Genomic DNA, 12,475 nt, shown 5'->3' with positions numbered 1-12,475 from the left:
ATCATGATCAGAAAAACCATTTTATTATTGACGACATTCGTTTCATCGATTGTTGTGTTAGCACAACAACCGAGCAATGTTACCGGAACAACAGATCCTATTAAAGTAAAACGTGTAGGCCTATTCAAAGTACTCAATGGACGACTAAAAGAAATTGCAACAGCTATTCCGGATGCTGGTGGCCGATTTGGATTCCGTTTCACACCAGAGTATGAAGGCTTATATTCGATTGGTAGCGGAACCGCACAAAATCAACAGGGATTGTTCCGCTTCTATTTCAAAGGCAGTGAGGAACTTAATTTAAAATTGACACCGAGTGAATATGAACTTATTGGCAAGAATAGTCCCGAAAATGAGGCGCTTTATCATTGGGACAAACTTTCAAAAAGTTTCCATGATAAAGGAACAACACCGGGTGGTATGAGTACCTATGTAGATTTCTTTCCTGAGGTGGAACAATTCAAAGGAAAACTCGATGGTATCAAAAAAGCAGTTAAAACCGGAAACACAAACTTCGATAAATTTTTCCCTGAAATAGTAGATTACGATTTTGCTTATTATGCGATCTCCTATTTATACATGCCCCGTACGGCACACCCGAGCAAAGAGGAAATGAGCGACTATTATACGCAATTTAATGCAGATCGCTTTCTCACAACTGAGCTTCTTAAATTTCCTTACGGAGATCGTTTCATGAGTAATATGGTGTACAGGAAGTTAGACTTGGCAACGAAACCGACATTTGATCAACAGGTTACTGCGATAGGCCCCGATGTGCTTAAAGGACAATATGTGCTACAACGTCTCGAAGGAGCACGCTCTTACAGCGACTTTCAGGAAATGAATAATACTTATAGAAAATACTTTACTTTACCTGAGCAGATTGAACGTGCAAAGATTGTTGAAGCTAAGCTTGTAGAGACAAAAACTGGTGTACCTGCATTTCAGTTTAGCTATCCGAATATTAGTGGTCAAAAAGTTAGCCTTGCGGACCTAAAAGGTAAAGTTGTTTTAATCGATATGTGGGCAACCTGGTGTGGTCCCTGTCGTGCAGAAGAACCACATTGGGAAAAATTGAACGAGGAATTCAAAAACAAATCAGTTGCTTTTGTTGGGGTTTCCGTTGATCAAGATAAACCCAAATGGGAGGCTTATGTAAAGGAAAAAAACTTAAAAGGTATCCAATTAAACGCAGGATCTGGAAATACCCTATCAGACGCCTATAAAGTCAACTCGATTCCACGCTATATCCTCATCGACAAATCTGGCAACCTGATCTCAGCCGATAGTCCGAGACCAAGCGACCCTAAATTGAAGGCACTACTCGAAGAATGGAGTAAAAAATAAAAACCGAATTACAGCCTACCTATACAAAAAGATCCCAGTAGATAAAACTGGGATCTTCCATTATAAAGTCAGCGTATGAGTCATCTACTCATTATTTAAATACTTAACGAATCATAATCAACCCAACTGAGGATCAGTTTTCGAATGGTTACCCGTTTCTACGCGACCAGCGAACTGACGTATAAATTTGGTTCCCTCAACATGCAGCGTCACATCATACCAACCATGGGTTTTATGAGATTCCACAATCCACTTCGTAGATTTCCCTGCCGCAAGTACAATCGATTTCTTCCATGTACTATAAGCATTATCTTCTACATGTACACGGAATGATTTTTCCCCGTGATTATGAACCTCCAGTACAAGATTACCCGTCAACAAACCTTTCTTCCCGATTTCATAGGTCGCTCCAACAGATAAGGGTTCTTCCTGTCCTTTAAATCCGCGCATAAAACCATTAGGTCCGTACACAGTCAAATCGTAGTAGTGATCTTTAAAGTCCGCCAAGTTCCAGTCAAAGCTTAGTTCCTGACCAGCGACAACTGCAAATGGCCAAAATTTCACTCCGTCTTTATAACTCGGTCCACTATAGACATTAAATGGGCTGTTTAGCGATTTACTACCAAAGACCTTATTACCGGCCTCTAGTGTCAGATGAATCTGATTGTGTTCCTTAGCAAATGAGTCTCTGACATAAAGCTCGTAAGCCAACGCGCTGGAGTTTTTCTGACCTTTCTCCTGTCTTGCCAGTAAAGTGGAATGACCTTTAGACCGCAATCCTGCGGCATCCTCTTTCGACCAAACATGAAAATTATTAGGTAGTGGTTTCGATTTTGCCTGATCAATGGCATAAATCTGCTGATTCCGATCAAGGAAAGGCAAATCAACAGCATTCGCTCCCTCAGCTTTCCGAAATATCGATGTCAAATCACCTGTAATGGCCCGGCGCCACGAACTGATATTCTCCTCTTTCACATGCTTGCCCAACTTTTTCTCAAAGAAATGCTCCATAAACTGAATCGTCGATGTGATATCGCAAATCTCCGAATTGACCCAACCGCCTTTTGACCAAGGTGACGCCACAATCAAAGGTACGCGGTAACCGAGCCCCACTGGGCCTTCCGTTGCATTATCTTTTTCTTCACCGTCGGCAAGCTCCTGTGCTAAACTCACATATTCACCACTATAATCTAATTCCGGCGAAGTCTTTCCTGAATGGCTATCTGCTGGGTTAGGTGCTACAAAAGGAGGAATATGGTCAAAATAACCATCATTCTCATCATAGTTCAGAATAAAAATAGTCTTCTTCCAGATTTCGGGATTCTCTGTCAGAATATTCAAAAGCTCCGAAACATACCAAGCTCCATACATAGGGGCGCTCGGATGATCTGAGAAGCTTTGTGGTGCTACAAGCCACGACACGGCAGGTAACTTCCCAGATTTCACGTCATGTCTAAATTGGTGTAAAACATCTCCCTTAGGAACAGTAATCTTTTCACCCTCCTGTGTCACCACGCTTGTCTCACGATAGAAAGAATCACCCTCATTCGTCTGAAAAGCGCGTTCATGCAAGGCACGCTGTTCTTTAGGAAGCTGCTGAAAAGCATGATCCGTAAGACGTGCCAAATGTTTTTGATAGCTATTCAGCTGCTCCCGCTTCTGCTTGAGTTTATTCTGTGTTTTCTGAACACTCTCAGAGCTATTATTCGCTAATGCCTTTTCTAGTTCTTGAATTTCAGCGGGTAATTCTGCAACACGTTTACGCATAAAATCAAGATGGCTTTTCTTGAATTCAATATGATATTGTGCAAACCATTCCAAATTATTGTCTGTAAAATTTCCCAACAGATCCTCACCGTCTAAGCCGCTTTCTATGCTGACTTCATTTTGGTAGACTTTCCAGGAGATCCCTGCTTCTTCCAAGCGCTCAGGAAAAGTCTTCCAATGTGCCCAACGGTTAAAATAGATATCTGAATTCCGCACCAATGGTTTAGCCCCTTTATGAGGCACACAGGTTCCCGTCCAAAAGAAATGCCTATTGGTTGTTGTACCTGTAATAGATGAACAGAAATGCTGGTCACAGATTGTAAAAGCATCAGCCAATGCATAATAAAAAGGAATATCTTCACGTGTATAATAACCCATCGTCAAAGGAATCTCTTTCAGGACCTTTCCCCCCGGACGCTTCGCTTCGATCCAGTTATCATGTTTTCCCTGATTACGGGCTGCCATCTGGTTTTCCCAGGAATGTGGTAAATTTCCGGTCCAGGCAGCATTTGAATTTTTGATATCCAGTCGAAACGGCGAATAGGTCTTACCTGCAGCCGAGGACTGCAACCATACAGGGTTACCATTAGGTAATTTAATCGCCCGTGGATCATTGAATCCCCGAACCCCACGAAGTGTTCCAAAACTATGATCAAAAGAACGATTCTCTTGCATTAATAATACAATATGTTCGGCATCTAAAAAGGTACTTCCTGTTATAGGTTCAATCGCCAATGCGCGCTGTATGGCATCTGGCATAGCACTCTGTAAGCCAAAAACACCAGCTAACAATGAAGCCTTCTTGATAAAATCTCTTCTGCTATCCATAAATAAATTTGTTATCTCTCTACTAAATTCAATGGTCTAAAGCGAATATATCCATTCGCTGTCGTTTTTAATGTAACGTTTTTAACAAAAATCCCCGCAAACGATTGATCTCATTTGCGGGGATTGTTTTTTTTCGAAGGACTTATTTCAAAAGCCACATCAATTGGTTGATCTCATCATTGCCTTTATATTGGCGCTGCATTGCCTCGTCCAAATTTGCAGAATTATAATTGTACTCTAATGATGGGTAACGCCACCGCATCGGTATTTTATCCGGTGCGACTGAATTCAAACTTGATGTTGGATTGATTTTCCATTTAGGATAGCCCGTTCTTCTATAATCATAATATGGAGTCATACGTCCCTGCAAGTAACTGGCTAAATATTTTTGTGTCATAATAGCCTCCAGTTGTGCTTCGAGTACGACCGGAAATTGATTTCCATAAGTTGCTACTGCTGTATTGATGTAGTTAGCATCCAATGGCATATTATGAGTATATTGAGCCGTATTCGGCGTATTATCCGCTATAAATTTCATTGCGGCTTCAATTCCTTTCTTATACCAATTAACGGAAGATTCGGCAACCCAGCCCCGTGCGGCAGCTTCAGCTATCACAAAACATAGATGTGCATAACTGTATTGTTGTGTTGGTTCACCACTAACTAGTTCCGTATAACGGTCATTCAATTTAGAATAATCATTTTTCTTCTTTAACTCAGCAATTTCACTAAAGGAAAGAGAAGGATCTGTCCCTATGTAAGCGCTAAAATCATTAGATTGTTTGCCGTTTGTGATCTGTAATGCGGAAGGATTCGCATAATAAAATAATCTTCTATCTTGATATTGTTTCAATCGGTCAATAACCTCTGTCGAAACAATAGGATAAATAACAAAGCTATTACTAATCTTATAAAAAGGATAAGTTTGACTGGCTTTGTCCTCATGAACGACTTGAAAATTATCTGCATTACTACCAAAGATCGGTTTACTGGTCAAGATTGATTTAAAACGATCTTTTATCTTCAGATCGGCATCACTTTCTTTTTTGCTTAATTGAATAAGAACATTTAATGCAAAGCTGTTTACCAATTTGCGCCATTTCGTGACATCTCCAGCGAACAATGGATCACCATCAAATTTTTCACCTTCCGAAAAGAGCTTATCTGCAAGCTCCAACTCGTTCAAAATACCCAGAAAAACATCTTTTTGAGTATCATATTTAGGGAAATAAACTTTATCCGTTTCCCCTTTTAATGCATCTTTATAGGGAATATCTCCAACACTCATTGTCCCCTCGTAAAACTTCATGGCACGAGCAAAATACATCAGACCATTATACGAGTTCTTGAGTTTTTCGCTTGTTGCAAACTCTCCCATAAAATGAGCATCGTTGATCGAGGTCATCGAGATATCCCATTCGCCGAGGCTATTGTATTGATATCCCTCTGTTAATTCTGTCCAAGCAATCTCTTTGGTAAGCATATAAGGCTGCATAAAACCTTTAGTTGAGGATTGGCGTGCCAAATTTAATATTATACGAGTAGCCAACATGGAAGGTTTAACAACCGATGGTGTCTCAGGATTGGTATTGATCTCATCAAATTTGGAACAACTTGTCGACATCACCAAAGTACCAAGGGTGATATACGTCAATAATCTTTTCATGTTCATATTTGTCATGTAATTTTTAAAAAGTAAGGTTAATATTGAAACCAATGTAACGCATCGATGGTGAACTTAAATCTTCAGATCCAACATCTGGATCTGAGAAACGGAACTCTTTGGTCCACAACAATAAATTTTGCCCAGTCAAACCGACACTGGCGCGTTTCGCTTTAAACTTCGAAGCGATCTTATCGGGCATTCGGTAACTAAGCGACAATTCACGAAGTTTAATGAATGTTTCGTCCCAATAATTCCATCGGCCTGAATAGGCTCGTTTGTAATACCCCTCATATGAAACCACTTTATCATTTGGAGCAAATACACGCGTATCCTCTGTAATCTGACCGTATTTATCATAGGTCACACTACCGGAAACAATTTTAACACCCGGAGCGATAAAGGTTTTATTTCCATTAACCACTTCCTCATAACGGTATGGTGTATCTGAATCAGGATGAGAACCTGTCTGCCATAAACGACCATTCATTGTTGAGTAGGACATCCCTTTAATTCGACCATCTAGGCTAAAACCAAATGAGAAGTCTCTATAACGAAACTGATTTGAAAAACCCCAAAACCATTTTGGCGCAGTATATCCTATTAATTGATTGGCATACTGAGCTGAAATTGGCATCCCAGAACTATTTAGTATCATCTGTCCATCCGGAGAACGCTCCCAGTCCTTATATTCGATATAATCGGCCCGCAATCCTTCCTTAACATATAATGCATCTTTTGAATATTGAGGATCTAACTTTTGGAAATAGCGCATGTTCTGAGAAAGGTTCATCGTAATATCCCATTGGAAATTTTCACGCTTAATCGGTGTACCTCCCAATGTGATTTCATGCCCTTTAGTCATCTCCTCTTCCTTTGTATTTATCAAACGCTCCTCAAATCCTGTAGTTTTTGAAATCTTAGCTTTGACAATCTGATTGTGCAATAAACGATAGTAGCGGGTATAATTACCATACAACCGATTGTTCAATACCGCGAAATCAAACCCGAACTCCGTCAAATCGCGTTGCGTAGGTGAAATCGAATAGTCTTTGATAATATTCGGATAGGAGGCTGTTGGCAAGCCATTCCAAACATTGCTTGTTACCGTAAAAGTTGAATTTATCTCATATGGATTCAGTACAGATTTTGTAATAGCCCAAGATCCCCGTACTTTGAACATGTCCAACCAGAGAGGCTTTGATGGAAGTAGGTCCGTAACAACAACACTTCCTGAAACTGAAGGATAAAAATAAGAGCGATGATCCTTCGTTAACGTTGATACCCAATCATTACGTCCAGTAGCTTCCAAAAAGATCGCATTTCGCCAAGACAAAGAAAGACGTCCATAAAGGCCATTCCGCATTTCTTTAACACGCGACTCAACCGCCTTTGCCGGATCGATTGAATTCCGTAATGAATAAAATCCTGGAATTGACAAACCGTTAACCGTATTCGCGATCAAATTATTATCCTTGCTATAGAAAATAGACCCCCCTAATAATCCATCAACTCCCCAGTCGCCAAAATTTTTCTTGGCAGTAAAGATCGCATCATTCGTCGTCGCAAAGCCATCATAATCGGCTTTCATATACTTCCCTTTACTATCAAATCCACCAAAATCTTCAAATCCGCCCCGTGTTCCATATATTCCGATCGGATTTTGCTGAGTCCTTGACTTGCCATAATAATCATAACCAGATCGCACCATGAATTTCGCCCAATCGTTAACCTTATAATTCAAGGTAACAGCAGCATTCACCTTATTGACTAATTCGGGAGTAGTTTTTTCGTGCGCGATCAAGTATGGATTGTCATACCATCCTTTATACATCCAATTTTGAGACTGGTCTTTCACCAGCCAATAGTCTTTGTAATCTTTCAAATTATATTCAGGGCCGGTCCACACTAAGATATTATAGATGTATCCTTGATCATTATAGCCAGAACCAAAATTATTAGAGGAAGAACTTCGGTTATAACCAAGCCTAGTTTCCAAGTCAAATTTCTCGCTGATCTTGGTTGTTCCTGTCACCGAAATATTTGTCAGGTTCAACTTTTGATTGGGATACTGTCCTTTATTATAAATATGGTTAATGGATGTTCTTATGCTTCCATGGTCCCCTTGATTAGTAAAGCTGACTGTATTGTTGGTGATGAAGCCTGGTTCCAAAAAGTTTTTAAAATTGTCCTTACCCCTTGACGTAAGCTCACTTACTTCATACTGTTTGCTAATTGGATTCCATTGTTCGGCAGTTCGGCCAATATCCAACTTATCCCCCCAGACATAATCATCATTGTTAAATTTTCCGGACTCGCCCGAAGAATAGCTATGCTGTACCTCAGGCAACGCAAGATAGCCTGAAAAGAACATATTATTGGTATTCACCGTAATCTCTGTTCCTTTCTCTGCTAGACCTTTTTTGGTCGTGATCATGATTGCTCCTCCTTGTCCCTTACTTCCATAAAGGGCGGTAGCGGTAGCTCCTTTCAAGACCGTCATATCCTGGATATTGTCGACAGGGACATCCCTTAGGTCCATATTTTCGTAAGCCACGCCATCAATGACCAAAATAGGTGTCAGTCCACGTACTTCGATTTGTGGTGTTTTGTTAAATTCTGTACTATTCATAACACGTACACCAGAAATACGTCCAGTCAAAGTCGTTCCGACATCTACTCCTTTCACACGAGTCAAATCTTCTCCCTTCACACTTTGAGTTGAATACCCCAAAGCCCTTTGCTCTCTTTTTATTCCCAACGCTGTAACAACAACCTCTTCTAATGCTTCGGAAGATTTGACTAGTTTAATAGTGCCTGCTTGTGTCGACAAAATTTCAATACTTTCATACCCTATATAGGAAATCTGGAGGATCGCATCGTCAGCAGTATCTGGCAGTTTGAAGATCCCGCTTCCGTCGGTAGTTACAGCAATGGCAGTCCCTTTAACCCGTACGGTCACACCAGCGATAGGCTGTCCCGTTTCTTGATCGACAACCTTTCCTCGGATCTCTTTGGCGGCGTTAGAAACTGGCTTGTCGTTTTTCACCTTAGTATCATTGCCAGTTTTTCTCGATATCACATAAAGCTTCTCATCAATTTTTTTGACCTCAAGATTTCCGTCTGAAATTGTCTGGATAAATTGAACAATTTGCTCCTTTTTCAATTTATCAAGGTCAGCGGCTTCATTGATCTTTTGGTTCGAGATCGAAGCGTCATAACCAAATTTGACGTTGAATTTCTGTTCCATTCGCGTGAGGATTTTCCCGATTCCTTCACTGGTTGAAAATTGTGAGGCCATGGTCTGAAGTGCGAGCGACTGAAAGAGCAGCGCACTTCCCATAAGTTTTAAATAGTAATTGGTTCTTTTCATAAATTACTTTTTATGGATAATTGTTTGATTAAATGCAGTATTAAGCATCTTGAGAGATTTTTCCAAATCGCTAGCCGGTAGATAACCGGTATAACTTTCAGTCCGGAAAGAATCGATTAATTCGAGATGACTATCAGGATAAAGATTATTTAGATCGGCTACGATCTGCGTGAGTGGAACTTGATTAAATGACAAAAGATCACTTTTCCAATTTGAGGCTATAGTTGTATCGGCCTTGGATACATCAAATTGCTTGTGTTGCTTATCATAGGCGACTTTCTCACCGGGACTAACAACAGAATATTGTCCGGCACGTGAGACCCGTACTTTACCATGATTCAACACCAGGCTGCTACGTCCTTCAGAACAATTTAAATTAAATGCTGTACCCAATACACGTACATCAAAGTCGCCAGAACTGGCAATAACAAAAGGTTGCTCCGGGTTCCTCGCTACCTCAAAAAATGCTTCCCCAGAAAGCTTTATCCGACGTAAACTGTCTGTATCGAAATCTGACAACAATTCAATCTCTGCCCCTTGTCGAAGAGAAACATGTGTACCATCTGGCAATAAAAGGCGCTTAACAAATTTTGTCGGATTGGAATAATAAACAATTTCAGAAGCTGTCGTCCCATGTTGTTCCTTAAATTTAAATTGGAATAGGCAGGCGAGACCGATCAACAGTAAACAGGCGGCAGCAGAAATGACAGACCAACGCCTTTTCCAAATAGGTATTACTGGCTGAGTCAACGAGGTCCCTGTAATTGTAAAGAAGATATCCTCGGAAGTTGTTTTATTTAGTTCACAATCGCGATCGTCCAGCGAAACGACTTCCTCCACACCTGGAAGTTCATCCCTGTCACAAGATGTCAGTAAATCAAGAAATATGGCGTTTTCCTCGGGACTAAGTTCTCCCTTAAGGAATTTTTTATATAAAGCAGCTATTTTGGAATTCATCATCTATGCCCATCTTTAAATACATATACGTAACTAGATGACCGAAAGACGATGCGGCTCTAAAAAATATTTAAAAAAATCAATAGGGCTATTGAAATCTCAAAATGATCAATAATATATTGCCGAACGAACTTATTGCCTTTGACCAATTGATCACGGACGGTATTAACGGAAATCCCAAGCCTATCTGCAATTTCCTGATTATCCAAAAACTCTTCTTTACTCAAAAGAAAAATTTCGAGTCGCGCTTTTGGGAGTTTTGAAATGGCCTCACGATAAACTCGCTCCAAATCTTTAAACCGAATAGCTTCCTCATTCGAATTGTCTACCAATTTGGTCTGATCGATATCTGAAGCTTGAAATTGGAATCTGACCTTTTGTTTCCGCAATTCGTCAAACACAAGGTTTCGGGCAATCGTATAGAGGTAAGACTGCGGATTTTTATTACCGTCTAATTCCGCCCATTTTTTCCAAATTCGGGAGAATGCTTCCTGGACCAAATCTGCGGCAGCTGGCTCTTCTTTCAGATGTAAATAAGCATATTTATACACTTTGTCCTTATACGACAAAAAGAAAGTTTTAAAATCCAGGGCATTATTATTTTCAATAGGCATTCTTCATCACATATAATTGATCCTACAAGTTTAGTGAGAATTTTTTAAAATATGCCCATCAAATGCGTAGGATGTGTGACATGTCAGCTCAAGCAAAACAAGTGGTAACAATTTAATTATAATGAATTTATACTAAATTAACACGAGTGTCATTGGATATTCGATCAACAAAATAATAGCCAGAGGACCGCGCAATCTTATACAACAAAGAATAGCCTGACTTAAATACATAAAAAAGTTCCATTGCAGGTATGCAATGGAACTTTTTTATGTATTTCTATATTTCTTTAGTCGACTACACAAGTTATTTTAACAACGGAAATGGCCCTAAGAAATAAGTTCCTCGCTTATAGAAACGGAGAAAGAAATCAAGTACCGCATCGTCCACTGGAAAGAAGAACTGCTTATCCACCTCCGCCTTAAATAGATTAACATAGTACTTCGGCAACTCGCTTGGGAAAAAATCTTCAACCAAAAGATTCAAAAAATACCGTGCATAAGGTACCTCACTTTGATCATCTTTCTCCACAAAGTTGTTATTCTTTAATGGAAAAAATTCCGTTATACCGCCAAAAACTTCTAAACCCGTTTTTGGATTAAAGAACACCGTAACTTGGGCATCTTCCGTAAGATCCAAATTTGATTCTGGAAGTGGAGATTCTTCTTTGCTCGGATATTTTTGTTGATACTTCTTAAAGAAATCTGTTGCAAATTCCTTCACTTCTTTTCCTTCCATAAACGCAACAGCTGCCTTATGCTCTGACTGGAACAATTTGCCCATATCTTTCAGCTGCTTTTCCGTTTTCTTTAAGCTCTTATCCTTACCATTCAAGGCCTCAATACGATAAGTCATCTCATACTGCTCCGGTAAATCAAAATTTACCTCATCGCTATTCACAACGGTCATGATTCCAGAGAGATTCCAGGCATCTTTCCATGGCACAATTTCCATATAGAAAGATAAGGTTTCCGTAGGTTCAACAAATTGCTGTATAGAGTCCTTAAAGATTTTAAATGCAGTCTTTGTACCGATATGTTTTACATGCACATAAAGCTCGTCCGTTTTTACATATTCAAAAAAGCTATTAATACGATTTCCTAAAGTTTTGACAATACCATATAGCGCATGTTCTTTGCCAACCACCTCAGCTACAAATTCAGATGCCTTCAATGCAAACAGATGCAGTCTATAATTATTGAAATGGTTATCTCGAACGCGATAGATCATCTGTTGTAACTGATTCTGATCGTGCTGATATCGCCCTATCTCCGCAACTTGCATCAAATGATTGAGATTGGTGTTATATTCACCCGCTGTCAGGTAATTTGTGGCAACAAGCTTTTCAATAAAATTACGGACTTCAAAATAGTTCGCCCCTTCGTCCAAAACATATTCTAGTTTTAACTTTTCATTTTCAGGAGCAACTTCATAATGTTCTTCCAAGATCGAATAGGCCAAATCTGTAACCAATTGGATCAAACGACCACGGGGATCAATAAATAAATGTGGATTACGTTCACTGAAAAACAACCAGGTCAATACAGCAATATCTTCACTATTAATATCCTCAGCATAATAATCCATTAGGTCATTATCATTATAAAAAGGCAAAAGTTGATTGTATAGTTCTGTATGGATCGTTCTAAAAGCAGCAAAAATTCCTGTTTTCGCAATAACGTCTTCTAAGTAACACGTTAGATAGATACTCAATGTCTTTAAAGCATCGGTATGGATGAGATCATTTGTCTCTTGCTCCTCAAACCAGAGTGTAGATAAACTATCATTGATTTCATTTGCAACGCGTAAGTAATAACTATCTATTTCGTTTGTTTTTTGATAAGTATGGTGTGCTATCCAGTCTTGAATAAAAATTCTGTTTCCTCTCATATGAAAAATGCTAAAACCAAAAGTAGCCAAATTTTCGA

General features: G+C 39.5%; 7 protein-coding genes. 1 reads left to right on the top strand and 6 read right to left on the bottom strand.

What is annotated here, in order from left to right; genetic code table 11:
• The first annotated feature begins 3 nt into the window (after positions 1-3).
• Positions 4-1,347 carry a TlpA family protein disulfide reductase gene (locus tag K2F45_RS01840; RefSeq protein ID WP_248932946.1) on the top strand — a complete coding sequence of 448 codons (1,344 nt, stop codon included), beginning with the start codon at positions 4-6 and terminating at the stop codon, positions 1,345-1,347.
• Positions 1,348-1,464: 117 nt separating this feature from the next.
• On the opposite strand, the gene K2F45_RS01835 is transcribed toward K2F45_RS01840, so the two are convergent.
• From K2F45_RS01835 to K2F45_RS01810, 6 genes are all read right to left on the bottom strand, one after another.
• The gene (locus K2F45_RS01835) at positions 1,465-3,942 is read right to left on the bottom strand and encodes a phosphocholine-specific phospholipase C (protein ID WP_248932945.1); all 2,478 of its coding nucleotides are present in this window, start codon (positions 3,940-3,942) and stop codon (positions 1,465-1,467) included.
• A gap of 142 nt (positions 3,943-4,084) precedes the next feature.
• On the bottom strand, positions 4,085-5,608 hold the full coding sequence (locus K2F45_RS01830; RefSeq protein WP_227550089.1) for a SusD/RagB family nutrient-binding outer membrane lipoprotein: 1,524 nt from the start codon (positions 5,606-5,608) through the stop codon (positions 4,085-4,087).
• 22 nt (positions 5,609-5,630) lie between these two features.
• Positions 5,631-8,978 carry a SusC/RagA family TonB-linked outer membrane protein gene (locus tag K2F45_RS01825; protein WP_248932944.1) on the bottom strand — a complete coding sequence of 1,116 codons (3,348 nt, stop codon included), beginning with the start codon at positions 8,976-8,978 and terminating at the stop codon, positions 5,631-5,633.
• Between the two features lie 3 nt (positions 8,979-8,981).
• The gene (locus K2F45_RS01820; protein ID WP_248932943.1) at positions 8,982-9,938 is read right to left on the bottom strand and encodes a FecR family protein; all 957 of its coding nucleotides are present in this window, start codon (positions 9,936-9,938) and stop codon (positions 8,982-8,984) included.
• Between the two features lie 56 nt (positions 9,939-9,994).
• Positions 9,995-10,549 carry an RNA polymerase sigma factor gene (locus K2F45_RS01815; protein WP_248932942.1) on the bottom strand — a complete coding sequence of 185 codons (555 nt, stop codon included), beginning with the start codon at positions 10,547-10,549 and terminating at the stop codon, positions 9,995-9,997.
• Positions 10,550-10,853: 304 nt separating this feature from the next.
• Positions 10,854-12,437 (bottom strand): DUF3843 family protein, encoded by a 1,584-nt coding sequence (locus tag K2F45_RS01810; RefSeq protein WP_205400043.1) that lies wholly within the window; start codon positions 12,435-12,437, stop codon positions 10,854-10,856.
• Positions 12,438-12,475: the final 38 nt, after the last annotated feature.

This window comes from Sphingobacterium siyangense (genome assembly GCF_023277505.1).
In the GTDB taxonomy this organism is placed as follows: Bacteria; Bacteroidota; Bacteroidia; order Sphingobacteriales; family Sphingobacteriaceae; genus Sphingobacterium; species Sphingobacterium siyangense.
The sequence above is the reverse complement of the archived record's forward strand: the minus strand, read 5'-3'. Positions and strand labels throughout refer to the sequence as shown.